We start from the raw sequence: 26,606 nt of genomic DNA on the forward strand, positions 1-26,606 counted from the left end.
CGCGGATGGCGACACATCCGTGCCGGGCTCTGCATGAACAGTAGAGGGCTCATTTCCGAGCGAACGGGACGATGACGCCACCTACTCCGGTGGACGAAGCGCTGCGGTCCGAATTCACCTTCAGCTGTACGACCTCCGCCGCCGGCGCAGAAAACCAGCCGGGCGGCAGCGAGGCCAGATTTTCGACGTCACCGGCAGACATCGTGAACTCGACCGCTAACAGGTCGGCCTTTGTGCGCACACCAGCGTTGGCGATCAGGTTCAGCGCATTCGCAAGCGTCCGTGGCTCCGTTAGGGGCCATTCACGATCGAGCGGCTCTTCCCGATTCCATCCCTTCGCCGAATAGAGCTTGTAAAGATCGACATCGTGACCTTCGGGAATGAGCTCGAGATTGGCCAAGCGCTTAATCTGTGCCTTGATGGAGACGCGCCATCTCTCCTTGAGAGTGTGCAGCATGGCGAGTGATGGTCGCTTGACCTCGTATGGGTACGTGGTCGACGGCAGCAGAAAGGCACCAGCCAAGCGACGCGCTTGGTCTTCAATCTGCTTGAGATCCTTTTTCAGCTCCTCCTGCGAAACATTTTTGTGCAGCACGGCATGGGCCATTTCATGCGCGGCATCCATCTGCCGGCGCGGGAATGACATCTTGTCGGTTGCCAGTAAGATATGCGGTCGATCTTCCGCTTCCGACCAGGTGCAGACGCCGTCAAGCCTCGCCGTGCCCATTTCGATCGAGCCGACAATCATGCCGACCCGTTCGAGCAAAGCGACCACGTCCGTGCAGGGCCCCTCGCCTATCTGCCAGTGACGGCGGAGATCGAGTGCAATTCGTTCGATATCTTCATCACGCAGCTGCTTGTGGCTTGATTTCCCAAGGACATCGGGCACGTCGATCGCCGGGAAATCGACATAGTGTTGCAGGATCGAGCTGATTTCCTGCAGCCAACGCAGCTGCGATTCTTGATAATCAATGTCCCGCACAAGCGTCGAGGAAAGCGAGCGATAAAACATCGCCCGCGAACTCTTATGGATAGGCCTTAAAAAGTACTCGCGGCGCACCTGGAGCGCGTTCGTAAGCGCCGTCATGGCATCCGGATCCGGGGCGCTCGTTCCATCCTCCCAGCGCGCGACCGTGCTCGCGCTCATGCTGAGGCGCCGCGCAAGAGCGGACATGCTTGTTAACCGTCGCGCCGCCCGTACTTCGGTCAGACGCTCCGGTATGAATCCGGGTGTACCCACACGCATTTTTTCACCGAGATTGATTCTGTTGCCAATTGCCCAGGGGCGGCGGATCAGCCCTGCGCATCGTCCTCCTCTTTGTTGGCCGTCGGCGCCTCAGGCGGCACGAACAGCTTCACCACCTTTTTCAGCGTCACTTGCGGCTGCTCGGCTTCCGGCGGACCGATCGGTGTCGGCGGCTGGACGTTCGGGTCGACGTCTCCTTCACCAGCGAGGAATGAGTCCAGCGTTTCGTAGTACAGAAACCCCTCGTAGTTGGACTCGATCACACCGACGGCGATCTCCTCGATCTTGCCGGCGCGCTCGCGGTCGCGAGCGACAAGAAGGGCCGCGAAGATGTCGCCAATCTTCGGCCCCGTGCCATCAAAGTCGAGACGCAGCGAAAGCTCATAGTTGATGCTGACGCCGGCGAGCCGCGACTTGTTCTTGACCGGCAGCGCGCCCGTCACCGGCATGCTGGCGAGCGCCAGGATGCCCCCCCTGCCCTTCATGTTCGAAGCGCATAAAGGGTTGGTGGATCCGCAAATCCGTTTTCGGCATCACCCCGCCCTCGAGGAGATTCCGCCGTGCAATGAGCAGACGTCTTCGAAGCCTTGCTCACAACTGCGAAAACGCGCCTGGCCCTCGAGGCCGCGTGCGCGCAATGGCGTCAGCCCTTCGAAACCGTCGCGAACCACTTCGTGTGCGCGCAGGGCTTCCGCCTTGATCCGATCTTCCAGGTCAATCAATAAGTCGCGCGACAGAACCGTGCGAAGCCTAGAGCGAATGGGAGCAGTCATGCCAATCCTCGAATCATGCACATAGGCGGATTTTATGCCGGAAATTTTGCGTAAAGCAAGAAAATTCACCGTCAGATTGACGTTTTGCGAGTAGGCGCGATGTGCGGGCGCTGTCGTCGGTTCAGATCATATCCAGCGGTCATCACAAGTCGGAGAAAGGCGGAGCATCAGAGGCGCGACGTGAACAAAGCCGGACGGAACGAGAGTGATTCGTCACAAACCGGAACAAGCAAGGCTTTTACTGCGTTCTCATTGTCGCGAATTGCGCCGGTTGCTCAACCGTTTACGCCTTTCCGCTGTCTGCTTAAAACGCCACCCTCTATGGACCGCATCTACAGTGAGGGCCGCAGCCGGACCATTCACGGAACAAACGATAAGCTGGGTCACGATTGGTCGTCCATGCGGGCACTGGCCGAGCAGTTCGCACGCTTGTGTTTGCTGGGTTGCATCGACTGGGCGGCTGACAATCCCACGTCAGATGATCCTTCGAGACTCCAGCGGTAATTTTGGCTTGGGCCCTGTCTTGCGACCTACGCGCGCGGGGGCATCGTTGCCCGATCGAGACGGCGGTGGATCAGCGACACGATCGAAAAAACATCTTCGGCGTCTTCCTTGCTCATCTGCCAGGTGATGCGCGCCGCGTGCGCCGTCGGGTTCCTAAACATTCCAAACGTGCCGCGCACCATATTGGCAAAGCCTTTTTGTTCGCTGATCTGACTATCGTTCGCGAGCGCGTTGATCGCCAGCATCGGCGGGTTACCGGCTAGCGCCCGATCGACAAGAGCGCTGCCATCATCTGTCAGACCGGTCTTCGCTCTGATTTTCTCGCCAACGCTCTTCACAGCTTCGAGTACTGCGTGGAAATAATTGTCGGCGAGCAGCTCCTCACTGCAGAACTTCAGAACGTCGGGGTGTGCGCCTCGAACGTTGAGGTCCGCGCGCAGCTCTTGCGCGCGCCGTTTCGCCTCTGAGAGTGTTTCTGCCCTCTCTACGGACTCCACAACTCCCGCCGCGTTCACCGCAAGGCCCGCGAATGCGAGCGCCACGTTGAGGTTCGAGCGCATCGGCTCGAATTTTTCGGGGCTGCGGATATACCGCTCCGGCTTCATCGTTTTGCGGATGAAGGCGAGGATAGCCAAGCGGTCTTGCCTCGTGTTTTGACTCAGCGCGAAGGCGTTGTAGAGCCGATGACGCTTGGTCAGCGCAGGGTCGGGGTCGGCCATCTGGCAGGATTCGAGCATGTGCGCGATCTCTGATCCCGTCAAACCCTGATCCGTATCAACGGCTCCCGTGAAGTCCTTTCTTTCGAGCAGCTCCTTGGCGGGCGTGTGGCAATTTAGAAGCCACATGATGGTAAACAGTTCGCGAATGTCGGATTGCCGATAGATGACAGTACGTTGGGGATCAAAACCGAGAGCTATAAAGTCCCTGACGAGAGCGTGATTGCGTCCCTTTAAGTCAACGTCGGCGTCGAAATCCACCAGGTAATGGCGATCAGCGATAAAAAGGAAATTGCTTCGAGCATAGAGATCTTGTCCGTCGAGCGATCCCTTAAGCGCACCGAAGAAATTTCCGAGGTGTACTATAGCGTCGCTCTTGAGCGCGGAGACACCTCTTTCTAGAAACACTGAATCAGACATGAGCAAGCTTGGTGGTTAGGAGATAGACGTCCGGCTTTCGTCCGGCCATGGAGAAGGCGGCGGTCTGTACGAAATCCAACGCAGCTTCAAAATCCGCTTCCGGCAATCCCGGAGCTCCGAAGACAGCGAACAGCAGCGACTTGATGGTCTTTCCCGTCGGCTCCGTCGGAAGTTGAACGGCAGTGCGCTTATCTGGTCCTTGAACATAGGACGCAAACGCGCGAACCTCGTCGGCCAATATCAACTCTTCCGACCCTAGCGCCAACGTTTTGCCGTTCGGCCTCGAAGTGCTGCCCCTCGGTGGCTGTCGTTACGCGCACGGGAAACCTGAGGGTTCCACCGTCATGGAGACCCATTAACAATCCGGTAGATAGCTCCAACGAAAGCAGCAATTTTGGAATCGGTCGGTCGGGGAGGCCATTCTTCATTGCATCCTGAAGCTGCTTCTTGAGTGGAAACGGCTTGCTGTACCGTGCAAAAATCGGATCGTAATAGCCGAAGAGTTTACTCAGCGCGTAATTTGTGTCGCGAGATAGATCCTTCAGTCGCTCTTTAGTCTGGCCACCTGCCGCTGGATCGCCGAGCACCGCGGCCTGCTGGTCACCGGCCCGTGCGGAATCGGCAAGTCGTGGTTAGCCTGCGCGCTCGCGCAAAAGGCTTGCCGCGACGGCTACACGGTCCACTACACGCGCGTGCCGCGTCTGTTCGCTGATCTCGATCTCGCTCATGGCGACGGCCGCTTCCCGCGACTGTTCCGGATGCTGGTCAAGGTCGATTTGCTTGTATTGGACGATTGGGGACCCGACCGCCTCTCAGCCAGTCAGCGGCGCGATCTCATGGAGATCGTCGAGGACCGTCATGGCCGCGGCTCCATCCTCATCACCAGCCAACTCCCTGTGGCAACTTGGCACGAGGTTATTGGCGAGCCCACCGTCGGCGACGCCGTGCTGGATCGTATTGTCCACAACGCTTATCGGATCGAGCTCGACGGCCCGTCTATGCGCAAGCTCAAAGCCGACGAGGAACGGCTGGCGCCGGCCGCGGCCACACCGCCAGCCAACGGCAAGCCGCCCACGGGAGCAAAAATATGAAGCGCATCGCCAGCCCACCGGCCGCCCCCGTGGGTCAACAGGGATCTCCCGCGCGCGCTGCTGCGTCAGCCGTGGGAGCACTCCGCAGCGCGCGCGGGTCCCTCCTGTCGACTACGGGGACGGCCTCCACCGCGCTTGACGTCGAGCCAAAACACTGAGATCAGAAAATGCACCTGACGGCACCATCACACTGGTCGCGATCGGAATGGGTGGTCACAATCCGTCGTAGCGGGTGGTCGCGATCGTCGGAATACGCACGGCGTCGATGGAAGCGTCGTGGCCTGTCTTTCCACGGTGCCTCACGTCGCGATGCTGCCGCGCATGCTCAGTGCTTTCCGCAAACGATACCCTGGTGTCAATCTGCATATTGTCGAAGGCCTCACCTATCAGACCGTCCAGGCGCGGCTTAAGGACGGGAGCATCGACTTTTATGTAGGTAACGTTCCCAAGAGTAGCTGGGAATGTGCGATGGACGGGCCGGCATCTGAAATTGTGGCATTGTCCTAATTGGGACACGCGACGGAACAAACTAAAACAGTGTCGTCGTTCTCAGGCTCGGGCAAATACAGTAGTGCTATTAGCCCCACCACAAATATCAAAAATATAAGTCCAGAACGCACAGACAATTACTCTTCATCCAGGTAATCAAGCGGGCTCCTAAACCAGAAATTGCACTCGCGCAAACTCTTTGGCTCTGAGCCACGCCACCCTTGGGCTGGGCTGCTTCTTTCCCGCACTCAGGCATCCAGGCGCTATGTGCGCCGATTGGGTTGCGCAGATGTTCCTTGGGTGCGATCAATTCAATCCCCGTTGGGGACGAAGCGAGAATGGAGACGCTTTGAGCGTCGGCGATAACCGGTGGTGCGGCTCTACGGCTTCAAATTAATGGCAGAAGCGGCCCAGTAGGCCGACGTGCGCTCCCAGTGGAAACTGTGCTTGGACCGCACGCTTCGCTCCCAAGCCGCATCAGGTTGTACTGTAACCAGATCGCTTGCCGCGCGTCGCGCTTGCTGGACCGAAACAACGTCTCCCCATACGCACCCATGCAAACTTGGTAGAAATGGCTAGCCATGTACGGCTCCTGTACTGTTTCACCGAATTGAGAGGGGCTTAACCCGGTCGTGAAGAGGGCCATGCTAAACGCTCGATAGTAACGATCTGTCGATATTGTTTAATGCAACGCGTGCCCCGTCGACGCTTAGATTCCGCTTTCGAGCGTCATTTTCGACGGATTTCACCACGCCGATTATGCACTTGTGTTGGCTTCGACCCAGCGATCGGTTTCACCGACGTCAAGGTGATCGCGAGTTTGGCGAAGTGCCCAACGGTCCGCGCGCTCAGAATTGCGTTCGGGTGACCCGCATTGTCCCCATTTTTAATCTGCGCTAAGGGGAAAACGAACCAAGGATGGAACTCCTGACATCGATGCCGCCGGATTTGCCCAGCGCAGCAAGACAGGTCGGCAGTGGCGCTGCTGAGATTCAGGAGGTGATCCGACGATTCGTATGGGAAATCAGATCGATCAATGGTGAGCGTCATCCAGGGACGCGCTGAGGGCTGATTTGGTGGGTTAGGAAGATCTCGTGGACTGAATCATCACGAGGTCTCGCCATGTTTAAGGATAGTCGTAAGGATAGCGATACGGATAGGCATACGCCTATCCTCAAGGAGTCTTCTGACACGCTGCAGCGTGTCGAGATCATCACTGGGGCCGGCCGGCGACGGCGCTGGTCGGCCGATGCGAAGGCGGCGATTGTCGCGGAGAGTTTTGCGCTGGGTGCAAGCGTGTCCGCGGTGGCACGGCGACACGACATCAGGCCAAGTCTGTTGTTTCTCTGGCGTCGCCAGGCCACGCGGGCGCAGGTCGCGGAGCGCGGGGACAGAGGCATGCCACCTGGCTTTGTGCCGGTCGCGATCACCGGCTGCGGGGGCCAATTGCCGAGTGAAGAGCAGGCGGCGATCGAGATCGAGGTCGGCGCGGTTCGCATCCATGTCAGGGGAACAGTCGACCGGCGGGCGCTGTGCGAGGTGCTGGCGGCAGTCGGGACGGTTGGCCGATGATCGGGCTCCGACCTGGGTTGTCGATCTGGATCGCGACGCAGCCGATCGATTTCCGTCGGGGGATGGACTCGCTGGCGATGCTGGTGAGCGAGGCGTTTGGGGCCAATCCGTACGACGGCGGACTTTATGTCTTCCGGTCCAAGCGCCGAGATCGCGTGAAGATCCTGACCTGGGACGGAAGCGGCCTTGTCCTTTACTACAAAAGAATCGAGGGGCAGTTCACCTGGCCGCCGATCAAGGAAGGCGTCATGCCGCTATCTCATGCTCAACTCTCGGTGCTGCTCGATGGCTCAGACTGGAAGCGTGTGCCGATGCGGGTTGTGGATCAGCCAGCGCGAGCTGGTTGATCCGTATCAAGAGTAGCTCGTCACTCATGCGGAGTTGTTGTAAAATCACTCTGCATGAGTGATTTGCCTTCCGATCCAGCATTGCTCCGACAAACCGTGATGGCGCTGTCGTCAAGGCTTGCGGCGTTGTCGGCGGAATGCAGCACGCTTTCGGCCGAGCGTGATGCGGCGATCGCCCAACGCGACGCTGCGGTTCAGGAGAACGACAAGCTCCTGATGATCCTGTCCCAGTTCAAGCGCACGATCTTCGGTCCCCGCTCCGAGACACTGGATCCCGGACAGCTGCCTCTCTTCACCATCACGGCACAGGCGGCTCGTGCCGCGGCCAACGACGACGTAACCGGAGGCAGGCTGCCTGATGGAGCGGAGGGCCGTGGAAAGCGACCGGCGCGACGCAACCGGGGGAAGCTTCCGGAGCATTTGCCGCGCATCGATGTCGTAATCGATATCGAGAGCCACATCTGCCCTTGCTGCGGCGAGCGGCTGCACAAGATCGGGGAGACCGTCAAGGAAGCCTTCGACGTCATTCCGATGCAGTACCGGGTCAAGCGCATTGTGCGTCCGCGGTATGGCTGCCGGGGATGCCGCCAGGGTGTGATGCAGGCACCTGCGCCGGCCCAGGCGATCGATGGCGGGATGGTGACGGAAGCCTTGCTGGCCCACATCGCGGTGATGAAATACGGCTACCAGTTGCCGCTGTATCGGCAGGAACAGATGTTCGCCGCGCAAGGCATCACGCTCGATCGGCAGACGCTGGCCTCGTGGATGGGCCGCGCCGCCTGGTGGCTGAAGCCGCTTCACACGCTGTTGCGCCGCGCAGTGATGTCCTACCCGCGGCTGTTTGCCGACGAGACGCCGCTGCCAGTTCTCGATCCCGGCCGTGGCAGAACCAAAGTCTGCCAGTTCTGGGCGATCGCCACCGACGACCGCCCGTGGGGCGGCCCGGCGCCGCCGGCGGTGGTCTACATGTTTGCCGAGGATCGCAAGGCGATCCGCGCCAAGCAGCTGTTCGGGGACTACCACGGCATCCTGCAGGTCGACGGCTATGCCGCCTACAAGGGCCTGATCAAGAACGGCGGCCATCTGGTGCAGTTGGCGTTCTGCTTCGCGCATGCGCGGCGGAAGTTCTGGGACGTTCACGTCGCGACCAAGTCGCCGATTGCCGCGGAAGCGCTGCAACGGATCGCGATGTTCTACGCCATCGAGGATCGCATCCGCGGTCTGCCGGCGGCGCATCGGGCTGCAGTGCGGCAGACCGACACCAGGCCGTTGATCGAGGACTTCAAGCCCTGGCTCGAGGCGCGACTGCTAGAAGTCTCGAAGAAGTCCGGTCTAGGCAAAGCCATCCGCTACACCCTCAACCATTGGGACGGCCTGACGCGCTTCGTCGATGATGGGCGCATCGAGATCGACAGCAATACGGTCGAACGCAGCATCAAGCCGATCGGGGTAGGAAAGAAAAACTATCTGTTCGCAGGCAGTGAGGGCGGCGCCGAAACCTGGGCCACTCTAGCATCGCTCATCAACTCGGCAAAGCTTCACGACATCGACCCGCGGCACTATCTGACCGATGTTCTCGAGCGCATCGTCTCCGGACGTACCAAGATCAATCAGCTGAACACGCTGCTGCCGTGGAATTGGAAAGCCGAGCGCGACGGTTCGGAGGCAATGCTCGCCGCTTGATCAGTTCGACGGCAAGGCGTCGGGAACTTCCTGCGCATCGCTGGCGTCGTCGTAGATCTCTTCGCGGATCACGCGCAGCGTCACCTCGTGCAGATACACTTGCAGCGCACCCTCCAGCTCGGTGAACTCCGGCAGCAGCACTTTGTCGACGAAGCCCCGTGACGCACGGACCATCACCGTGTTGCGTCGCTGCCGGCGATAACGAAACGGCCGCAGCCCATATCGGCGGCAAAGCGCCAGAAAAAGGTGCCGAGACCACTGGTCGGGAAGTGAGAATTGCTGTTCGATCGGTGGATCGTGGCGAGCGAGTTCCTCGACCCGGGCCCGCACCCGCTGCAGCGCGGCTTCCGCCGCAAGGCGCTCACCAGCAGTTCCGGCCCCCACGAACAACGCCTCGATCTTCCGAAGCTTCTCGCGCAGCTGCGACTCGCTGTTCATTCTGATCCCATTGCCCGCTCCGAACCGGGATCACCCCATCACCGCGCCCCGGCGGCGTCAATCATCCCGACCGCGCTATCCAGAGCATTCCGCGCAAGTCAAGCCCGGGCACCGGTGATCCTATCGTGACGCTCACGATCAATGGTCTGGAGGAACTTCGCCAATTCCAGGCCAATGTACTTGGGATTACTGGGCCACAATGGATGCCCGATGGGGCCGAACTACGTCCGCGTCGTAGGTCAAGACGAGATGATACTGATTTCGTCATTCGCCGAAGCAGAGTTCCGAGAACTTGGCGCAGAGTGGATTGAGGAACTCGTAAAGAAAAGCTCGCACCAAGACCGCATGACCTCGAACAACCGATAGGGAAAGAGCAGTACGACCTCTCAGACGACTACCCGAACACATATGGCCGTGATGAGATTGTGTGTCCGTTTTGTACGACCAAGTTTTGGCGACTGTTGGAAGCACCGAACAGATACCGGCACAGAGAAGTGCGTTTGCGGAAGCGAGTTTCGTTGGACTCGAAACGTAGCCGCCAAGTAAGCGATCGGATTGGTTTGCCGTGACGGAATTTCCGGACGCGGGCCATCTCTTTAAGGGGGAGCATCTTCCGTCTCTCAGCCCCTCACGCGCGGCGAGTTTTCGGACATGCTGAGGATACTTGAAACGAGCCGCCTGAGGGATTTTCAGTTCACCGTCGAGAACGAGGCCGAGGGCTCATGGCCGGTGTTTGGCTGGCCATGAATTGTCGCATCGATGTTAGGGGTGTGCAGCCAGTTTGAGGATGGCCGCCTTTTTTGCTCAGCGAGGCTTAGCAAGAAGGGCCAAGTTCGAGGCGGATCCATTGCTAGCCGGGAGTGAAAGCAGGGATATCCAGCCCTCGCTCACGAAGCCGCCTCTTTTTTTGGCAAATTATTGCCAATTAGCCCGATTTTCGACATTTCCGATCACTTTGAGCCAGAAAACGACAAATTGGGTTGATTTTCGACCCGAAAGTCGGTAAGCTGTTTTCGACAATGCTACTATTTTTGCGCCAAAATTCGACATTCCATATGGATTTTCGACCATGCGGCTGAACTTTGCGCAGACAAAGGCTTTCCAAGGCAAGGCACTGCCTACCGAGACCCAACTCGTCGGGCTGACAGCATTGGTCCAGATACTATCGGTTGCGGCACCCGTCCGTCGGCCTAGCGCCGTGTCGGAAAAGCATATCCGTGGCAGCCACCGGGATGAAGGCGACTGGCGGCTGTTCGACAAGAGATATTGGCCCGGCGACAATTTTGCAGATCACCTCACCTTTGCCCTGCGCCACGAAGACCTCGATCTCCTCGTGCTCAAGCGCGTGTTCAAGGCGGTCCCGAAGGCAGAAATCCGTGACTTCGTCACAGCGGCACCAACCGGTGTGCCCGCGCGCCGGGTCTGGTTCCTCTACGAAATGCTAACTGGCGAGACGCTCGACATTCCGGATACCCCGAACGTCGCAGCTGTCGATTTGTTCGACCCGAAGGCTTATTTCACAGGCAAGCCCAAGCTGTCAAAACGGCACCGCGTTCGCAACAATCTGCTCGGAACGAAAGATTTCAGCCCAGTCATCCGAAGGACTTCCGCGCTCGTTGCCCTCACAGAAAGTGGACTTGCGGAAAAGGCCCGCGAGACCGTCGGGCGTACCGGCGGCCATGTGGTCTCCCGCGCCGCGAGTTTTCTGTTGCTCGCCGATAGCCGCGCAAGCTTCGAGATCGAAGGCGAACGCCCGCCCAGGAATCGGCTGGAGCGGTGGGGACGCGCTGTCGTGCAGGCAGGCAAGCATGCTCTGACCCTTGAAGAGATCGTGCGGCTACATAGCGTCCTCATCGAAGACACCCGGCTCATTCATCCAGGCCTTCGGCCAGATGGCGTTTTTTCTGGGTGAGCGAGACCATGAGAACAATCCGCTGCCTGAGTTCATCGGCGCCAGACCCGACGACCTGACCAGCCTCATGAAAGGCCTGATCGACGCTAACGCGCGCATGCGCGATGACGGGATTGATGCCGTTCTACAAGCGGCAAGCACAGCTTTCGGGTTCGTCTATGTCCATCCGCTTCAGGACGGCAACGGACGCCTGCATCGCTGCCTCATCCACCATGTTCTGGCGGAGCGGAAATTCACGCCGCCAGGCATGGTGTTTCCGGTGTCGTCCGTCATGCTCGACCGGATTGATGACTACCGCACTACCCTGCAGTCCCATTCCGGGCCCTTGATGGAGTTTATCGACTGGAAACCGACATCGGACAGGAATGTCGAAGTGCTGAACGATACCGCCGACCTCTACTGCTATTTCGATTGCACCGACGAAGCGGAATTTTTGTATCAGTGCGTCAAGAGAACGGTGGAGCACGATCTGCCGCACGAAATCGATTATCTGCGCCGTCACGACGAAGCCCGCCGCAAAATCATGGACACGGTTGAAATGCCGGATCGCCTTGCAGACGACCTGCTTCTGTTCATCCGGCAGAACAAGGGCGTGCTTTCCAAGAAAAGAAGGGAGCGCGAATTCGAGAAGCTAACGGACGATGAGGTTGCAAGCATCGAGGCCGTTGTCCGGGATGCATTCGAAGGATTTGAAGATAGCTCAAATGAGCAAAATCACGCCCCGTAAGCTTTCGCGACAAAATCCCTTATGTCGCTGATCAAGCCTGTGCAGCCGATTGAACAAAAAAATCGGGACAGCAGAAACCGACAAGTGAAGGCGATTCTCCGCGACGGCTGTCGCGAGCCTCTCTCGCGACTATGAACCCGTGACGGCGAAGTTGGGCGCTCCTCTCACTCTGTCATGCCCAGCGGTCTCACGACCGCGCGCCTTGTCCTCGAAGATTGGCGCATGCGCGCCGAACAGCAGGGAGGCGATCTACGGCTGACCGCATCGACCCCAGGCCGGCGAGGTAGACAGAGGTGAGTTCGATCCCTTTCAGGGTGGGAATGATGAAGAAACCGCTCGCGTGCGGCAAGCCGTGTAGACAGCGAAGATGGGTAGTTCGGCCCTTCGACCTAGCGGGGACATCTTCGCGTTCCCTCACCTGCGAGCCAAAGGCCGAGGTGGGGCGCGTCCATCCGAAACTGCGAGCGAAGAGCGCAGGGCAAGACCTGGTTGCGCGTTTTCGCTTGCCGGCCGCACGAGGTAGGTGCTGACGTTCATGCCGTCAGCCGGCCTGCTTCGACGGGAGGCAATTGCGCTTCATCGGCTTCGGTTGCTCGGGAGCGGCCACCTCCGTCTCTACCGGCGCAGCCATCGGGCGCGTTTCCATGAAATTGAGGAAGGCACGTCCCTTTTCGGTGATGCGCCAGCCACCGTTCATGCGCTCAACGAGTTCTTGCGAAAAGATGTCGAGGTTCGGCACACGGGCGGCCAAGCTCTTGGTGCGCTCGGCCCAGTCCCGACCGCTCGTCGCTAAAATGGCCATGTCGCGCTTAAGCTCCGCCATCCTTGCGAAGCCGTCCGGATAGCTCAGCAGGATCTTCAGGACTGTGACCTGGAAATTCACCTGAGTGACAACATGATGTTGTTCGCGCGTGCACGCGGAGCGTACTCGTCGAATGACATCAGAACCAGTTCATAAACGCTTGCCACAGACCTTTGTTTGCGTCCCAAAGACGTCCCCAGAAGCCTCGTTCTCTCCTGTAGCGTTCGGTATGAGCCTGCTGGCGCGCGCGCTGGTCGCTGGCCCGGTTGGCCGCGATCTGCTTCGGGGTAAACGCGGGCGCCCATTCTATGCGATTGTCCCTGATCCAATAGTGCGACTGGCAGCCCGCGCTCCAATTGCCGATGGACGGAGTTAGGCTTACGGCCCCGTCCTCAGTTTCTAGCCGCCACCGGCCGGGCTTGAGCGGTGTCACGATCTTAGTGCCACATCCGCAACAGCAGTTATGCGCCGCCGTGCGGAACTTGAGGGAGATGTAAATAACTCCGTTGTCGAGAACTTTGGGTATGCGCTCGACGAGCTCGGGCCGGATGGCATCGATCCTGTTCATATGGAATCACCCTTCGCGAGAAGGCTATTTGCAATTGTATAAGAGACAAAACGCTCCTTACCCAAGTTGAAATAAAAGCCACGCAGCTTCTTCCAAGCGATTACAGCCAAACACGCGTTAAGTGCATTGAGATCGGCAACTTGGATATTCTTGTCGTATTCATTATTTGCGTCGTCCGTGGCGAACGATATGCGAGACCGCGCGCGTTCTCGGGCGTCGGGTAAGCTAAGGATGCTGCGGAGCATACCGCCAATTGAATTTCGCTTGGCATACAAGCCTATTCCGACGTCCGCGAACGGCGTCCCGAGCGCTTCCAGCTTGTCCACGACCGCGCGCTTCGCAGCTCCTCCTTCCATGCAAAGGAAGACAAAGGACATGCTGCCTAGCTTATCCGCGTTGGTCGCATCGATATGGATGGGATGTGGAATAATTCCACGATGCATACGGGCGTAAATCGACGCGAAGTATTCCACCTTGAGCGGCTGCGCTCGCAAATCTTCGATTTCGGGTGCGCCTGGCGCCCGGAAAGCATTGTGTGTCAAGAAGCGGTCGGCATCAAAAATATGGATCTGCTTGACGGGAGTCTTGGCGACCATATCGAGCACGTACGATCCGGTTCCGCCAACCCCGACGATTGCGATCGCATCCTCCGCAAGCCTCGCGGTAATTGTGTTGATTTCCGCTCTTGCGGACGCAGTATCGAGGTAATTGAATGGTAAGTTGTCGTCCTCAGGCTCAATGACCTTGTGAGTTTTCGCTGTGACCAAAGGGTCTATGGCAGCAACGTGCTTACCGAGGAGCGCGACATAGGCCGTCATCTTTTCATGGTAATTTTCATAGTGCCCGCGCGCCGGCTTTCGGGAAAAGGAATGTTGGGCGACGAAGCCGTGGCCAACATCGTACGATCCGCTCTGATGCTTCAGAACTTCGAGCGGCTTACCGTTACTGTCGCAAGGATATTCGCCGATAAATTTGGCCGTGTGATCTTGCGGCTGAGCCGTAACGTCGCCAGCAAGATCGAGGTTCGATGCCAGCGCACCGACCGCGATTTCACGCTTGCTGTTGACATAGGGGACGTCGTGAACGACCAGGTAGCCGGCGCCCGTTACCTGGACGTTATATCCCTCGCTGCGCAACAGTTCTAAATCGGAGCTACGATCGATTGGTATGATCGACATCGAAAATGGTGCCATGTTTTCTCACGGTAACCGTGCCGTTTGGAGGAAGGTCACCGTGATGCGGGACACTCTTTGCGTGTTCGAAGCTCACCGTGAATTCCGGGTCTTGCCCGGTCGGCGGAACCGGAAAGGCGATTTTCACGAGTTCATCGAACGTCAAGACATCATGATCGACGACGACGGGGTCGGTGTTGACGATAATGACGTAATGCTTTTCGGGGGCTTCACCACGATGGAAGTGCTGGTCTTGTGTGAGATCGATCTTTGGACTGTCGATTCGCACTAACCTGTCTTCTTGGTTACCCTCGCCCCCCTTGTACAGCACCTGACCTTCGGGAACCCGCCCGAGTTCATAAAGGCCAACGCCTGTCGTCGGGTTCGGCGAGTGAAGCGGTTTCTGATCGATATGGATACGCACGTCCGGCTTGTCGTCCGACATGATGGCCTCGTTGGTCTAGCGATAGTGCAGATTTTCGCTTTTGGAGGTGAAACTGGATTGCTTCTCTGGAGGCGACACTGACTTTGATCTCTAAATGGGATTCGTCAGGGAAGATCGATGGGGCTTAGGCTTGCTTCCGGAGTCAGCGCTGAAGTCGCCCCAAGATTGGATCGGATGGAGAGGCGGACCATTCTTGCCAGCACAAGGGTTACGTCAGCGTGGCGACGGTTTCGGCTGCATCGTTTCGATACCGGCCTGGCTGGCCAGCCGCACTGGACCAGTGCTCGGACCGCCTTAGTTCGCTTCCCAGCCGCATCACGTTGTACTGCAGCCAGATCCTTTCCTGCTTCACGCGGTTGCTGCACCGAAACAACGACTCCGCATAGATGCCCATGCGGAGTCGGTAGAAATGCCCAGCCATGTCCTGCTCTTATGCTGTTTCGCCGAACTGAGATCGCATCATTATTGACCTCGCCGACCCCCAACCTTCGGCTCGTGAAAGAGGGTTACGTTTATCTCTGTACAGTAACGACATGTCGATATTGATAAATGCAAGGAGTCCCGGGTTGATGCCTAAATTCCGCCTTCGAGTGTCTTTTTCGACGGATTTCACCACACCGATTTGGATCTGCGAGGCTGGCGCGAGCGCTTTCTGGAAGGCATCTTTGAATGGCCGGCGGCGGATGTCACGGATCAGTCGGCCGAGCGGAGTGGTCAGGAAGCGCAGCTCGTGATGGCGGCGGTTGTCCAGGCTTCTAGGCCGCGCGCAGCACCTGGCGGATAAAGGTTTTCGGCCATGGCGCACGCGTATTCCGACGACGGAATGGTCGGTGAAGCCGTCGGGTGCTTTTTGCAGAACGCCGCCGTGATGCGAGCCAGGTGCTCTCGCGCAAGCCAGGCTTCGTCGCCTCGCTTTTAGCCGCTGCGGCAACCCAGCCATCGGCGACAATATTTCTGGTCTGCGCTAAGGGAATCAACCAAGGATGGAACTCCTGACATACGATGCCGCCGGATTTGCCCAGCCCAGCAAGACAGGTTGGCGGTAGGTCTCCTGAGACTCAGGAGGTGGGCCGCCGATTCATGTGGGAGATCAGATCGATCAATTTGTGTCTGGTGGAACTTCGCCAATTCCGAGCCGATGAACTTGGTATTACTGGGCCACAGTGGATGATCTTGATGGCCTTGATGGAGTTGGACAGAGAAAGCGGTATTCCGGTCAATGTGGTGTCGCAATTGATGCACGTCGACCCTTCGTTCGTCACGACCCAATCAAAGCTGTTGGAGAAGAAGGGCTTCCTGCGGCGTAAGCCCTGCACAAGTGATGCCCGAGTCGTCCAGATGTCGCTGACGGACAAGACTTACAAGCATCTCGCGAGCGTCGCCGCACAATAGGAAGCGCTCGATGAATTTGTTTTTGGTGATTTTGGTACTAACGGATAGACCGAGTTCGCTGATAGGCTCACTGCACTCAGGCATCGCCTAGAGAAAGCTCGCTTGAAAGTCGCTCTAGGTGTTTAGTCCCGGCATTTTCTGGAGCGGATTAAGTTTGAATCGTTCTGGCTGCGAAGTCCAGCATTTGCAGATGTATTCGTAGGGCGTGAGACCCTTCAGGGCCTTCAGCCGCCGAGCGCAGTTGTAGGCGTTAATGAAGTCGGCAAGGTGTGCTTCGAGCTGATCGTGTCGATCGTAATGGTAGCGTTGGACGGTCGCTTCCTTGATCGTGCGGTTCATGCGCTCGACCTGGCCATTGGTCCAGGGATGCTTGATCTTGGTTAGCCGATGTTCGATGCCATTCTCTTGGCAGCGCATATCGAACATATGTGTCACGTATCTTGCCGTCGGGCCGTCTGCGTAGCGCGGCGGGAAAGTGAACTGGATCCCATTGTCGGTGAGAACCGTGTGGATCTTGTAGGGGACAGCCGCAATCAGAGCTTCGAGGAAGGCCGCGGCGGAGGTCCTTCCCGTCTTCCTGACCAGTTGCACGAAGGCGAACTTGCTGGTGCGATCGATGGCGACGTAGAGGTAGAGCTTGCCTTCAGCGGTCTGGAGCTCAGCAATGTCGATGTGGAAATAACCGATCGGGTAAGCCTTGAACTTTTTCTTCGGAGGCTTGCTGCCTTCGACCTCCGGCAATCGGCTGATGCCGTGGCGCTGGAGACAGCGATGCAGGGGATGATCGCGTCAGATGCGGGATGGTTGGCTGGAGCGCATAGAGGCAATCATCGAGCGGCAATAGCGTATGCCGCCGGAAAGCGACGATGATCGCCTCCTCCCCGATGGAAAGCACGGTCGATTTGGCTTCCTTCGGGCCTGTCGGGAGATCGGCGACGGTCTCGCGCTCCTTCCACTTCGCGACGGTCTTTTGGTTGATCCCATAGCGCCTGGCGAGCGCCCTCAGGCTCTCTTGACTATTCTGTATTGCTCGACGGATTGCCTCCGTCGTGGTGGCGCAGCCGTGTAAAACTTGTCCCATAGCGCATCCTTCGAATCGTGCGATAAGAATGCACCATCAAAGCTCGGGACTAAACACCTAGAGAGTTCTGAAGACCAAAAACGCACAATCGTCTTGAATTGACGCCCTGACTTGATCATGTCTGATCGAATTCCAACCTTCAATGTTTTCTTGAAGCAGCGCGGGCGAAGGTGGTGTGGTCGGTCTGCACGATCGAAGGCGCGCTAGTCATGACGGGTTCAGGAAGCAACCGATCCGCTGCCAGAGCTATGAAGCCAACAGGGCACTTTTTCTATTGCTGCTGAGCGCGCCGTACCATTTTCGACTTTCGGGTCGAGCGATCCAAGCTAATCAAGGGGCCCACCCTCGGGTATAAGCGAATTTTGCATAAAACGATGTCGGAATGCAGCACTGTTTATCATCGTGAATGAAAGATTCCATACAGAGCGCTACCGACGAGGCAAGAGAGCCGAACCATGTTTTTCCTCAACCAGCACACCGACCACCGCGCTCCCCTCGATGCGTTGGACGCCGACACGTTGAGCATCGAAGCCGCTCGCGAGGTCGAGCGGTTTCTCAGGCATCGCGATGGCCACAAGGAAACCCCTCTGGTTTCTTTGCCAAGCCTTGCCCGCGAGATTGGAGTGGGTTCGATCTATCTAAAGGACGAAGGCCATCGTCTCGACCTTGGTAGTTTCAAAGCCTTGGGCGGTTCCTATGCTGTAATCCGTCTGGTGCTGGAGGAAGCAACTCGGCAGCTCGGTCGCGATGTTGACGTGTCCGAGCTGCACACACCTGAAGTGGAGACCGTGGCAAGAGGTATGACGGTCTCTTGCGCCACTGATGGCAACCATGGCAGATCAGTTGCTCAAGGTGCCCAGCTCGTTGGTGCAAAATGCGCCATCTTCGTTCATTCAGGCGTGAGCAACGAGCGCATCGCCGCCATCGCCCGCTTTGGCGCGCAGATGATCCGCGTCGACGGCAACTATGACGATTCCGTCGTCCAGGCATCCCGAGTTGCGGCTCAAGAAGGTTGGATCACGGTGTCTGACACGTCCTGGCCTGGCTACGAGCGCATCCCGCGCTTCGTAATGCAGGGATATACCGCACTTCTGAGCGAAGCACTACGCCAATTGTCGGAGCCGCCGACGCACGTCTTCATCCAGGCAGGCGTCGGTGGGATCGCCGCAGCCGTTGCTGGACATCTATCAGTTCTGTTGGGCGACGACCGCCCGTTCTTCACCGTGGTCGATCCCTCGCGGGCAGCATGCCTCTTCGAAAGCGTGCGGGCCGGGCATCCTGTCAAGGTAGATCATGGGCAATCGACCGTGATGGCGATGCTCGAATGCTACGAGCCTTCGCTCGTCGCTTGGCGCATCCTTTCACGCGCCGCGGACGCCTTTATGACTGTCGACGACGAGGACGCAATCAGCGTGATGAAGCTTCTGGCAAATCCGAAGGATGGCGATCCCGCTGTCGTTGCAGGCGAAAGTGGTGGTGTTGGCCTCGCAGCCTTACTGAAGGCTGCTTCTGACCCGACCTTGCGTGGCAGGATTGGTCTTGGACCCAATGCACGGGTCTTTCTGATCAACACCGAGGGCGCGACCGATCCTCTCCTGTACGAACAGCTCGTCGGTGCGACGCCAGCGCAAGTGACCGCGAAGAATATTAAACCGGTCAAGAACAGGTCAACGGATGGGGCGAACCCGTGAGCCTTTCGTAAGCCGTCCCGTCCGTAGGCCCTGGGAGACTGGCCAGCGTTCGGCGTACAGAACGCTCATCGCCACGCAGAGGCCGGCGCCCTGCGCGGCGCGGGCTTCATATCCCTTCGAGCAGGGCACGCGGGACCGGCTTACTCAGAATGAGGGGGTTTTGAGTTGTGCCGGTGCTCTCCGACTTGTCGGCCGGGCTCAAAGCCGGCATCACAAACTTCATCGCTGTCAATGGGGCGCCGGCAAATCGACGCTCACGCAAATCTCGCAGAAGATGAATCCGGGACACGGCCTAGTGGTTCATCACAGTGATTTTGACTCTTTGGCGGTGGTTGGATATGCGCGGCCGAGTTTGGCGCAGGCTTTGTCGGTTGTGAACATCCATTTGATGCGGTCTCGTGCTTTGTTTCGCTGCCGTTGCCATGCTGCGATCTCTTTTCGGAGCCGTTTGGGATCGTCGATGCGGCGGCCGAGACACTGGCGCTGCAGCACGCTGATCTCGCACTCGACCATGTTGAGCCAACTGGCGTGTTTCGGGGTGTAGTGGAATTCGAGGCGACGCAGGATGCGACGGGCCTCGGCGGGCGCAAATGCTTGATACAGCGCGCGGCGGTGTGGATCGACAGATTGTCCTGCACGACACGGATACAGGCGGCATCGGGATAATGGACGTCGACGAGTTCACGCATGCAGTGGGCGTAGTCCACGGCGGCGCGGCGGTCTGTTTTCTTGACGTTGCGCCAGCCGCGATGCGGATCGAAGGTGACGAAGAGATTGACGGTGCCGTTACGGCGGTACTCATAATCGTAGCGCTCGCGCTGTCCGGGCCTGGCCGGGATCGGCTGACGCACCTCGCCGATGAGCTGGACGGGGTCTCGTCGAAGCAGACCAGCGGCCGCTCGGAATCCGGCGCCTCGGAATAGAGATCGAGCACGTCCTCCATGCGGGCGACGTATTCGCCGTCGACATGGGGAATGCACCACATGTCCCTGCGCCATGGCTTGAGATCGTTCTCGGCCAGCCGGCGACGCACGAAGCGTCTGATTTTCACCACTAGATCCCCGCTGGAGCGGGCTGCCGCCCCTTGCTGCTCGGCAAGTCCAAGCGGTTTGATGACGCCGATCAACGACGGTTGTGCACGCCAGCGGGCGTGTCGTTGCTCACTTTCCTATCGTCGCAGCCCACCGCCGCTCCGATAGCCGCTGCGACTACCACCAGCAGGATAGTGACGAAGAAATCCACGACCCAGCGAAGGCGACTGTGGCTCACGAGAAACCCCACGAGCTTAAGCAGTTGTCGAGCGAGAGCATACCAAGCTGCGGGAACAGGATTACTCTGTTGTGGGATACGGCATAGCTGGAATCCTGCAGCCGTTCGCCAAAATGCAAAGTTTTATGACTGACTTGAACTTTGGAGATCGCGGCACGATTGGAGCCAATACTGAATATCTGCGAAGGCTCTCGGCGGTTGAGGCGGAAATGAGGCGACGTTAGATCGACGTGGTGATGGTCACGAGTCCCACCAACATCGCTTTTGCGCGATCCGCAACATTTCTAACACTGGCCGCCTCCTGATATGGATGCAATGTGGGCTGAGGCGCTCAGTAGCGGAATCCGAAAATGATCCGTCGAGAGCTATCAACGCTCACTCGACCTCCGCACTGACCAGCACATTGGCCGCGCATCCCTTCTTGGCGGTTGCGTTACCGCCCCCGCCTTCTGTGCATAGCCCCAGGATGCTTACGCGAGCGGATCGGTTCCGCTTGGCGGTTTAGTTGCGGACACGCGTTACAACGTCGGATGGTCGCGCCAGTTCAGCAGAAGATCACTTAGATCATCGCTCAAACGGTGGGCTTCTGCCATTGAAGTGACCTACTACGTCACATTGCGGTTCGTATCTTCCTTTGACGGAGCCTGCCCGAAGCGGCTCAGCCGCGATTCCCCCTCTGTCATTGCACCGCCTAGCACGAGCGAAGGCTTGATCAAACGGGGATCACCCATTCTCTGCGCCGCCGTGACATCTCGCCATCAATGCGTATCGGCATGCGGTATGCCTCGATCCCGATATTGCGCTCGGTCTGACGATATGACCCCGCCCATTTCCACACCTAGCCGAACATCTGCTTGTGCAGCGTCTTTGCGAAATCCTCATTCAGCAGATCGGCGGGTTTGCCCCGCCGCTTGCCTGCCCAGGCCGCGCCCTTGACGATGTTTTCCTGCTCCGCCTCATTGAGATCGTCGCGATCCGTGATCCAGGTCTGCCACAGCGCATCGCGTTCTCCCGGCGCGAGGGGCGTAGCATCGTCGGGCTCTTCGAAGAGATCGCTCATGGCTCGTTCAATAGGCCGCGCGCCTTGAACTGGTCGCGGATATACGCCTCGATGCGCGCTTCAAGATTGGCATCGCTGGTCCGCTTCCAGCTTCATGGTGTGAGCGACACGGCCGAGGTCCCACATGGCGATTTTGCGCGCGCGCACGGCATGCTCAAGGGAGCTGTTCGGGTACAAGGGCATAGACGAGCGTGCAGTCGAGCGCCTCGACGCTTTGGGGGCGGATTTTGAGCCGGCCGGCGAATTGCACGCCCGTCATGCCCAAGGCGTCGTGTATGGCCTGGGTCCAACTTTTGGCGGCATGCGGAACCGCTGGCTGGTTTGAGCCGTCTAGTCGTTCGTCCAACCGTTGGCGCTCGAGAGTCCTTGATGTCGTTTTTCATATTCCAACCCGATTTCGTTTGACCTTTCATCACACTATGATCTGATTTTCATTCTGAAAATCAGGATCATCTCTGTCATCTGTCATCGGCAGCCAATGTAGACGAATGACCGCGATTTGCGCTTTAATCGCCCGCGCTAAGCCCTTGGTTTTGCATCAAAAATTGACCATTTTGACCTAGAATCAGGCTGTGGTCTTAAACCCAGCCTGGTGCGGTGGCTGAAATGCAGCCGCCGACCGCGGCCGAGACCATTTCGATCAGCCTTCGCGGGTTCGATACCGAGGATTGCCGGACTACAGAAAAAGATCGCCGCGTGCCGCGACTCCTCCTCAAATCCCTCATTGTCGCGCGCTAACCGCCGCAAGACACGCGTGAGACTCTTGAGAGTTGGATCTTCATCCTCGTTCACGACCTCCAGGTACGAAGCCAGGAGCTTGAGACCATCGATGGCGATCGGAAGACCGTCGGGATTGTACTCGTTCGCGGTCGCCTCCAAGTCGGAGAGGGCGCGTTCCCACCCACGCACCGCATCCCGCTGCTGCCCGTCGCGGACATTTCCGTGCACCAAAGCGTTCGCCAGCAAATGAAGGCGCTCAGGAGCTTGATCCAACCATCGATCGATGATCGGCATCGCAACCTGCGTTGGTGACCGCGAGTGAGTGCGTGCGTCGGCTGAAATCGTCGTAATCCGGCCCGGTAGAAAGCCGAGCGCGCCGCAGATCTCCCACTGCAGGTGGCGCAGCTCTGCGATGTTGATCGGCCACCATCGCGCGAACTCCTGGGTCCGGTAGAACGCGATCACATCGATCGTGCGCTGCGAACCGCCAAGCTCGCGGCGCTTGAATTCCACCAAGCAGAATGACGCGAACTCCTCGTCCGTCCCATCAGCCGTAAAGTCTCGAAACGGATCGATCAAAATCGCGAGCGCGCGCGTGCTCGCCCTAACCTTGAGAAGTTTGATGACTCGCTCCACCTGATTGATCTTACCGCCATAGCGCCGAAGTCGACTGCCATGCACAAAGGGCATCCGGTGCTCCAGCCCGGATCGCTCGAGCTGCCACCATGAAACGAGCTCCTTCAGCCAACGCCGACGCTCGGGACCTTCCATTGGCTCCGGCAACGGATAGTTATAGGGAAGCGGCAACTCACCGTTCATTCCTGCCGGCAAGTCAAGATGTACGATCAGAATCCCGTTGGCAGCATCGTTTGCCGCCGCTTCGCAAACGCGGTCATAAACCTCATCCAGGTCGCTACATCAGGACCGGTGCTCGGGAACGATATCCGTCGACCATATCCGACGAATGATTGGAGGCGGATCACGAGAGTCGACGCCAGCGCGTGGAATGGCAATCGGTTCAATAGACACTGCTGGGCTATTTGGCATGCCTGTGATTGTGATCAAGCGCGCCGCATCTGACTCACGCCCGGGCTCAAAAGTCGCGCCGGAGATCACGAGGGTGCGGTGATCCTGATCACCTTCCTGATTGTAAATGTGCTCGAACTGGGCCGAATGCTCGTGCTTGTGACCGTGGAGCACAACAGCGATTCCACGATCGCGTAAAAAGGATCGGACCTGCTCCAAGTTTGATACGTCTGCAAATGGCTTCAACTCTTCACGCAAGCTTGGAGCGCGGAGATGGTGATGAAGTAGCGCGATTCGAAGTTGACGCCCAGCGGACTGCTGTGGCGTTGTCTCGATAAGCTCGCGCAGGATTTCCAGTTGCTTGCCCGAGACACGCGCCATGTCGTATCGCGCCATGTCATCTAGCTGCGCGCGCAGCTTGTCCGCTCTGGCAGCATCGCCGCCCGCGGCAAGGGTCGGCAGATCGGCCCATACGCTTGCGAGGGGCTCCGGCAAGATCCGCGTGACGTGCGACCAATTGCTCGTATTGATCGGAAATACCGCCCAAAGCCCCTCGCCGCCCACAAGCCGATGAGGCCCCCCATCGTTGGCCGCTGTGTCCACCCCGTCGAGCCACGGCGTCACGCATCCCGCGTTCCGCCAGACATCGGTGAAGGCCTCGTAGCGGACCTTTGAGCTCGGCGGACTATCGCGAGAAACGTCGTGGTTGCCTGGTATCGCAACGATGTTCGCGGCTGTCACGCCCAGCGGCCCAAAGTGGCGAAGAAGCAGATCGAAGAGAAGCCGATGCCCGCCAGGGCGCCCCCGATCCTGCGCGTCGCCCGAAAACAACACGCCATCCAACTTCCGTTCGCTTCGGTTCAGACGCTCCGCAAGACGACTGCACATCAGCTCAAGCGCAGATTCGCGCGTCTCTTGCTCGATTGCAGGAATATCGACCTTGTGATCGTCACCCTCAAAGGGCACCCCGGATTGCGCGAGATGAGCATCGGTCAGGTGTAGAAATGTGTCAGGTGAAGAAATGTCGCGGAATTGGGCATGATCATCTATAATGAAAGGCTAAGAGTGAGGGAAAGGTCCCGCGAACGGAATTTTGGAGTTTGTTGACCGGCGTGAATGTCATCGGACATGGAATCGATGTGGTTGAGGTGGCCGAATTGCGGCGATGGATCGAAGACCCGCGCGATCCCTTGATACCACGCTGTTTCGTCTCGGCCGAACTTGAGGAGATCGGTGATGCGACCGATCGGGTCGAACGCCTGGCTGGGCGGTTCGCCGCCAAGGAGGCGGTGCTCAAGGCGCTCGGCACGGGATTTGGTGCGGGTGTCGCATTTACGGATGTCGTAATTCACCGCACAGCTGGCGCGGCGCCGAATGTGCGGCTCACCGGCGGCGCGGCGAAAGCCGCCGCGGCATTGGGCGTGACCGCATGGTTGCTTAGCATCAGCCATGCCGGCGGTATGGCCATGGCGAGTGCTCTCGCGCTGGGCTCCGGCGCTCAAGCCGACGGCTCCTGACCCGTGGGTGGCCCTTGAAAGTTGATGCGCCGCTCGTCGAGATCGACAGCGAGGCGCCCGCCACGCGCGGCGAGAACCGCCCGCCACACATCGAAACCTTGCAGAATGGCCTGTTCCCACTCCCCGGTGGTGCATTGCCGCACCTCCAGATGAGACGTCATGTCCTTGATCGTACGTAGTAGCTGAAAATCGAGCGCGGCCACACCCTCGAGCAAACGGTGACGACGCGCATACTCGAACGCAAGCGCCGCCACACCCTCCTCTATGACAGCGGCGCGTCCGCCATCTTCCACTTCGTCGAGCAACGGCCGACTTTTGCGCTTCCGCTGAAGCAGGGCACGGGTGATGGGCGACCAGCCCAAGACGGCAGCATAGGCGAAATGGAAGACGTCGTGGAACCGATAGCCATCGGGATCATAGGCATTGTCGGTGAGTTCCGCCCCGTACGGCTTGCCATCAATGACGACGCGGACCCGTTGGCGATCCTCACCTTCGATATCGATGAGCTCAACCTCGAACCGACGTGGCAACCGCTCGCCTTCTGGGAGCATTGCATCAAAGCTCAACGGCTCGGCACGCTCGATGGCCCAGCGCTGCTTGACCTTGGCCAGGTTCGCGGCGGCGATGTCGGAAAGCGAGAGATCGAACTTGCTCGCGACGTTAGCGACGTACCAGAGCAGATCGCCCAGTTCCTCGGACACACGCTCCTTGAACAGACGATGCGCTTCACCATCACGCAGATGCTTCTTGTATTCACTCAGCAGTTGGCCGGTTTCGCCGGCGAGACCGAGCATGGGTACGATCAGCGAAGCGGCATCGTCGGCACCGACGCCCCCAGGCACACGATCGGTGCGCAGCGCCTCCTTCTGATAGTTGTCGAAGTTCATACACGTCTCCTTCGGCGTTACCCAGCTACAGCGCGTTGAGACGCTGCAACACGGATCTTGTCGTTGAGCTTCCACTTGGGGGGATAGAAGAGGTCGATCGGCTCTGGGGTCGGTTCGAACTTCTGCTTGATACGCACGCGGCCGGTCTTTCCCGCGATCTGCGGGTGCGCTACACGGGCATACTTGTCGACCTCGCAAAACAAGTTCTGGCAGTCGATCAGTTGCAGCCGGCGTCCCCAAAGCGATTGAAAGTCGAGGCCAAGCCGCTCGAACTCCTGTTCCTGCAAGTCGGCCATCAGTCGGATGAGCTCGGGCTCGTTTAAGCCGCCCGGATCGACGAAACATTTGCGTAGACCGTCGCGCGCGCCTGGTCCGGGCACAACGAAGTCCATCTCACTGAAATTGGTGATCTCGCTGTAGTTGATGTCGGTGACAAACTGGTAGGCTAGGAAGTCACCGATCGTCGGATAGGACCGGAGCTTTTCGAAGCCCTCCTGCATGGATGGTGCCTGCGCCAAGCGCTCGGGGAGTCGATCAGCCATCATGCGTTCGAGCAGCAAGAGATTGTTTTGGTGCTTCGCAGGTTGCCCAAAGGCGCGACTCCCGGGAGGCATGATGTAGGCGGCCGAGTAGATACGGTGGCCGCTACGCATCGCGCGCGCGAGCACCTTGTCATAGGCTGCGAAGCGATAGTCCTCGAAGGTGATCGATCCGAACGTCCGCTCCAAAAGCTGCCAGGTCTCGATTTTGTTGAATAGCTTGAACAACAGAATGCGAAAGAACACCTCGCGCGGCGACTTGGGCAAGTCGTCACGGTAGATGACATGCCGGATCAGATATTGGCTGACGCGGTCGGATGCGCGATAGGCGTTCGTGAACTTGTAGATCGCCAGCACCGGATTATTAGTCCACGGGTGCGTCTCGCCGCATGCACGGCGGAAGAAAACCGCCTGCCGTTCAGCGGCGAAGCGCCAATAACTCTCATAGACCTCCGACACCTTGGCCGGCGCCAACTGAGGTAGCACGATCGGTGCTCGCGCCGCTGACGGCTTAGACGG

Annotated in this window: 25 protein-coding genes and 4 pseudogenes; 11 read left to right on the forward strand and 18 right to left on the reverse strand. The window is 58.6% G+C overall.

Annotated elements, in window-relative coordinates; genetic code table 11:
- Window positions 1-49 precede the first annotated feature (49 nt).
- From ACFXS9_RS20630 to ACFXS9_RS20650, 5 genes are all read right to left on the reverse strand, one after another.
- On the reverse strand, window positions 50-1,246 hold the full coding sequence (locus ACFXS9_RS20630) for a helix-turn-helix domain-containing protein (RefSeq protein WP_392691596.1): 1,197 nt from the start codon (window positions 1,244-1,246) through the stop codon (window positions 50-52).
- A 47-nt stretch (window positions 1,247-1,293) separates the two neighbouring features.
- Entirely contained in the window at window positions 1,294-1,731 is a 438-nt protein-coding gene (locus ACFXS9_RS20635; RefSeq protein ID WP_392691599.1) for a hypothetical protein, read from the reverse strand.
- 48 nt (window positions 1,732-1,779) lie between these two features.
- Window positions 1,780-2,088: a hypothetical protein gene (locus ACFXS9_RS20640; protein ID WP_392691600.1), complete on the reverse strand. Its 309-nt coding sequence runs from the start codon at window positions 2,086-2,088 to the stop codon at window positions 1,780-1,782.
- Window positions 2,089-2,549: 461 nt separating this feature from the next.
- Window positions 2,550-3,659: a TIGR02391 family protein gene (locus tag ACFXS9_RS20645; protein ID WP_392691602.1), complete on the reverse strand. Its 1,110-nt coding sequence runs from the start codon at window positions 3,657-3,659 to the stop codon at window positions 2,550-2,552.
- Window positions 3,652-3,897 (reverse strand): hypothetical protein, encoded by a 246-nt coding sequence (locus ACFXS9_RS20650; RefSeq protein WP_392691605.1) that lies wholly within the window; start codon window positions 3,895-3,897, stop codon window positions 3,652-3,654. Before ACFXS9_RS20650 ends, ACFXS9_RS20645 begins: the two co-directional genes overlap by 8 nt.
- Before the next feature lie 319 nt (window positions 3,898-4,216).
- Here ACFXS9_RS20650 and ACFXS9_RS20655 point away from each other — a divergent pair.
- The 5 genes and pseudogenes from ACFXS9_RS20655 to tnpC all read left to right on the forward strand — a co-directional run.
- Window positions 4,217-4,750: pseudogene (locus ACFXS9_RS20655) on the forward strand (ATP-binding protein); the annotation flags it as partial.
- Between the two features lie 276 nt (window positions 4,751-5,026).
- A complete protein-coding gene (locus tag ACFXS9_RS20660) occupies window positions 5,027-5,257 on the forward strand; it encodes a LysR family transcriptional regulator substrate-binding protein (RefSeq protein WP_374226569.1) in 231 nt (76 codons plus the stop codon).
- Between the two features lie 1,104 nt (window positions 5,258-6,361).
- A complete protein-coding gene (tnpA, locus tag ACFXS9_RS20665) occupies window positions 6,362-6,811 on the forward strand; it encodes an IS66-like element accessory protein TnpA (protein ID WP_057841645.1) in 450 nt (149 codons plus the stop codon).
- Window positions 6,808-7,158: an IS66 family insertion sequence element accessory protein TnpB gene (gene tnpB / locus ACFXS9_RS20670; protein ID WP_038952245.1), complete on the forward strand. Its 351-nt coding sequence runs from the start codon at window positions 6,808-6,810 to the stop codon at window positions 7,156-7,158. Before tnpA ends, tnpB begins: the two co-directional genes overlap by 4 nt.
- A gap of 99 nt (window positions 7,159-7,257) precedes the next feature.
- Window positions 7,258-8,841 (forward strand): IS66 family transposase, encoded by a 1,584-nt coding sequence (gene tnpC, locus ACFXS9_RS20675; RefSeq protein WP_392699857.1) that lies wholly within the window; start codon window positions 7,258-7,260, stop codon window positions 8,839-8,841.
- On the opposite strand, the gene ACFXS9_RS20680 is transcribed toward tnpC, so the two are convergent.
- Window positions 8,842-9,279 carry a hypothetical protein gene (locus tag ACFXS9_RS20680; RefSeq protein ID WP_057841653.1) on the reverse strand — a complete coding sequence of 146 codons (438 nt, stop codon included), beginning with the start codon at window positions 9,277-9,279 and terminating at the stop codon, window positions 8,842-8,844. It abuts the gene before it with no gap.
- Between the two features lie 1,333 nt (window positions 9,280-10,612).
- Here ACFXS9_RS20680 and ACFXS9_RS20685 point away from each other — a divergent pair.
- Both ACFXS9_RS20685 and ACFXS9_RS20690 read left to right on the forward strand, forming a co-directional pair.
- On the forward strand, window positions 10,613-11,191 hold the full coding sequence (locus ACFXS9_RS20685) for a hypothetical protein (protein ID WP_392691608.1): 579 nt from the start codon (window positions 10,613-10,615) through the stop codon (window positions 11,189-11,191).
- A complete protein-coding gene (locus ACFXS9_RS20690; RefSeq protein ID WP_392691611.1) occupies window positions 11,172-11,918 on the forward strand; it encodes a Fic family protein in 747 nt (248 codons plus the stop codon). Before ACFXS9_RS20685 ends, ACFXS9_RS20690 begins: the two co-directional genes overlap by 20 nt.
- A 541-nt stretch (window positions 11,919-12,459) precedes the next feature.
- Here ACFXS9_RS20690 and ACFXS9_RS20695 read toward each other — a convergent pair.
- From ACFXS9_RS20695 to ACFXS9_RS20715, 5 genes are all read right to left on the reverse strand, one after another.
- Entirely contained in the window at window positions 12,460-12,801 is a 342-nt protein-coding gene (locus ACFXS9_RS20695) for a hypothetical protein (RefSeq protein ID WP_392691613.1), read from the reverse strand.
- Window positions 12,802-12,859: 58 nt separating this feature from the next.
- On the reverse strand, window positions 12,860-13,288 hold the full coding sequence (locus ACFXS9_RS20700; protein ID WP_392691616.1) for a DUF6527 family protein: 429 nt from the start codon (window positions 13,286-13,288) through the stop codon (window positions 12,860-12,862).
- A complete protein-coding gene (locus ACFXS9_RS20705) occupies window positions 13,285-14,481 on the reverse strand; it encodes a ThiF family adenylyltransferase (RefSeq protein WP_392691619.1) in 1,197 nt (398 codons plus the stop codon). Before ACFXS9_RS20705 ends, ACFXS9_RS20700 begins: the two co-directional genes overlap by 4 nt.
- Window positions 14,441-14,905: a multiubiquitin domain-containing protein gene (locus tag ACFXS9_RS20710; RefSeq protein ID WP_392691621.1), complete on the reverse strand. Its 465-nt coding sequence runs from the start codon at window positions 14,903-14,905 to the stop codon at window positions 14,441-14,443. The genes ACFXS9_RS20705 and ACFXS9_RS20710 overlap by 41 nt, the downstream gene beginning before the upstream one ends.
- A gap of 208 nt (window positions 14,906-15,113) precedes the next feature.
- Entirely contained in the window at window positions 15,114-15,299 is a 186-nt protein-coding gene (locus ACFXS9_RS20715; protein ID WP_392691624.1) for a hypothetical protein, read from the reverse strand.
- A 686-nt stretch (window positions 15,300-15,985) separates the two neighbouring features.
- On the opposite strand from ACFXS9_RS20715, the gene ACFXS9_RS20720 reads away from it, so the two are divergent.
- Window positions 15,986-16,297 carry a MarR family winged helix-turn-helix transcriptional regulator gene (locus tag ACFXS9_RS20720; RefSeq protein WP_392691627.1) on the forward strand — a complete coding sequence of 104 codons (312 nt, stop codon included), beginning with the start codon at window positions 15,986-15,988 and terminating at the stop codon, window positions 16,295-16,297.
- Window positions 16,298-16,411: 114 nt separating this feature from the next.
- On the opposite strand, the pseudogene ACFXS9_RS20725 reads toward ACFXS9_RS20720, so the two are convergent.
- Window positions 16,412-17,378 (reverse strand): annotated as a pseudogene (locus ACFXS9_RS20725) (IS481 family transposase).
- A 455-nt stretch (window positions 17,379-17,833) separates the two neighbouring features.
- Here ACFXS9_RS20725 and ACFXS9_RS20730 point away from each other — a divergent pair.
- Window positions 17,834-19,069, forward strand: a complete 1,236-nt coding sequence (locus ACFXS9_RS20730; protein ID WP_392691629.1) for a diaminopropionate ammonia-lyase — start codon at window positions 17,834-17,836, stop codon at window positions 19,067-19,069.
- A gap of 303 nt (window positions 19,070-19,372) precedes the next feature.
- On the opposite strand, the pseudogene ACFXS9_RS20735 reads toward ACFXS9_RS20730, so the two are convergent.
- A pseudogene (locus tag ACFXS9_RS20735) lies at window positions 19,373-20,111 on the reverse strand (IS630 family transposase); the annotation flags it as partial.
- A gap of 987 nt (window positions 20,112-21,098) precedes the next feature.
- Window positions 21,099-21,398, reverse strand: a pseudogene (locus tag ACFXS9_RS20740) (cell filamentation protein Fic); the annotation flags it as partial.
- Between the two features lie 124 nt (window positions 21,399-21,522).
- Between ACFXS9_RS20740 and ACFXS9_RS20745 the strand changes: the two are divergent.
- On the forward strand, window positions 21,523-21,723 hold the full coding sequence (locus ACFXS9_RS20745) for a hypothetical protein (RefSeq protein ID WP_392691632.1): 201 nt from the start codon (window positions 21,523-21,525) through the stop codon (window positions 21,721-21,723).
- 194 nt (window positions 21,724-21,917) lie between these two features.
- Here the strand turns inward: ACFXS9_RS20745 and ACFXS9_RS20750 are convergent, their stop codons facing one another.
- Window positions 21,918-22,937 (reverse strand): hypothetical protein, encoded by a 1,020-nt coding sequence (locus tag ACFXS9_RS20750; RefSeq protein WP_392691634.1) that lies wholly within the window; start codon window positions 22,935-22,937, stop codon window positions 21,918-21,920.
- 99 nt (window positions 22,938-23,036) lie between these two features.
- Complete coding sequence (locus tag ACFXS9_RS20755) at window positions 23,037-24,197, reverse strand: metallophosphoesterase family protein (protein WP_392699890.1); 1,161 nt, start codon at window positions 24,195-24,197, stop codon at window positions 23,037-23,039.
- 59 nt (window positions 24,198-24,256) lie between these two features.
- On the opposite strand from ACFXS9_RS20755, the gene acpS reads away from it, so the two are divergent.
- Window positions 24,257-24,661 (forward strand): holo-ACP synthase, encoded by a 405-nt coding sequence (gene acpS, locus ACFXS9_RS20760; protein WP_392699892.1) that lies wholly within the window; start codon window positions 24,257-24,259, stop codon window positions 24,659-24,661.
- Here the strand turns inward: acpS and ACFXS9_RS20765 are convergent.
- Both ACFXS9_RS20765 and ACFXS9_RS20770 read right to left on the reverse strand, forming a co-directional pair.
- Window positions 24,643-25,548: a nucleoside triphosphate pyrophosphohydrolase family protein gene (locus ACFXS9_RS20765; protein WP_392691637.1), complete on the reverse strand. Its 906-nt coding sequence runs from the start codon at window positions 25,546-25,548 to the stop codon at window positions 24,643-24,645. The genes acpS and ACFXS9_RS20765 overlap by 19 nt on opposite strands.
- Window positions 25,549-25,565: 17 nt before the next feature.
- A complete protein-coding gene (locus ACFXS9_RS20770) occupies window positions 25,566-26,573 on the reverse strand; it encodes a nucleotide kinase domain-containing protein (protein WP_392691639.1) in 1,008 nt (335 codons plus the stop codon).
- Window positions 26,574-26,606: the final 33 nt, after the last annotated feature.

The organism is Bradyrhizobium sp. RDI18 (assembly GCF_043203335.1).
Taxonomy (GTDB): domain Bacteria; phylum Pseudomonadota; class Alphaproteobacteria; order Rhizobiales; family Xanthobacteraceae; genus Bradyrhizobium; species Bradyrhizobium retamae.

Excerpts from the sequence above, each read along its gene's own strand:
- ACFXS9_RS20680 (WP_057841653.1), bottom strand. The coding sequence starts at position 9,279 with ATGAACAGCGAGTCGCAGCTGCGCGAGAAGCTTCGGAAGATCGAGGCG.
- ACFXS9_RS20700 (WP_392691616.1), bottom strand. The coding sequence starts at position 13,288 with ATGAACAGGATCGATGCCATCCGGCCCGAGCTCGTCGAGCGCATACCC.
- ACFXS9_RS20645 (WP_392691602.1), bottom strand. The coding sequence starts at position 3,659 with ATGTCTGATTCAGTGTTTCTAGAAAGAGGTGTCTCCGCGCTCAAGAGC.
- tnpC (WP_392699857.1), top strand. The coding sequence starts at position 7,258 with ATGGCGCTGTCGTCAAGGCTTGCGGCGTTGTCGGCGGAATGCAGCACG.
- ACFXS9_RS20720 (WP_392691627.1), top strand. The coding sequence starts at position 15,986 with ATGTGGGAGATCAGATCGATCAATTTGTGTCTGGTGGAACTTCGCCAA.
- ACFXS9_RS20710 (WP_392691621.1), bottom strand. The coding sequence starts at position 14,905 with ATGTCGGACGACAAGCCGGACGTGCGTATCCATATCGATCAGAAACCG.
- tnpB (WP_038952245.1), top strand. The coding sequence starts at position 6,808 with ATGATCGGGCTCCGACCTGGGTTGTCGATCTGGATCGCGACGCAGCCG.
- ACFXS9_RS20715 (WP_392691624.1), bottom strand. The coding sequence starts at position 15,299 with ATGGGCATCTATGCGGAGTCGTTGTTTCGGTGCAGCAACCGCGTGAAG.
- ACFXS9_RS20705 (WP_392691619.1), bottom strand. The coding sequence starts at position 14,481 with ATGGCACCATTTTCGATGTCGATCATACCAATCGATCGTAGCTCCGAT.
- ACFXS9_RS20630 (WP_392691596.1), bottom strand. The coding sequence starts at position 1,246 with ATGCGTGTGGGTACACCCGGATTCATACCGGAGCGTCTGACCGAAGTA.
- ACFXS9_RS20635 (WP_392691599.1), bottom strand. The coding sequence starts at position 1,731 with ATGAAGGGCAGGGGGGGCATCCTGGCGCTCGCCAGCATGCCGGTGACG.
- ACFXS9_RS20730 (WP_392691629.1), top strand. The coding sequence starts at position 17,834 with ATGTTTTTCCTCAACCAGCACACCGACCACCGCGCTCCCCTCGATGCG.
- ACFXS9_RS20745 (WP_392691632.1), top strand. The coding sequence starts at position 21,523 with ATGGCGATTTTGCGCGCGCGCACGGCATGCTCAAGGGAGCTGTTCGGG.
- ACFXS9_RS20750 (WP_392691634.1), bottom strand. The coding sequence starts at position 22,937 with ATGAACGGTGAGTTGCCGCTTCCCTATAACTATCCGTTGCCGGAGCCA.
- ACFXS9_RS20765 (WP_392691637.1), bottom strand. The coding sequence starts at position 25,548 with ATGAACTTCGACAACTATCAGAAGGAGGCGCTGCGCACCGATCGTGTG.
- tnpA (WP_057841645.1), top strand. The coding sequence starts at position 6,362 with ATGTTTAAGGATAGTCGTAAGGATAGCGATACGGATAGGCATACGCCT.
- ACFXS9_RS20690 (WP_392691611.1), top strand. The coding sequence starts at position 11,172 with ATGGCGTTTTTTCTGGGTGAGCGAGACCATGAGAACAATCCGCTGCCT.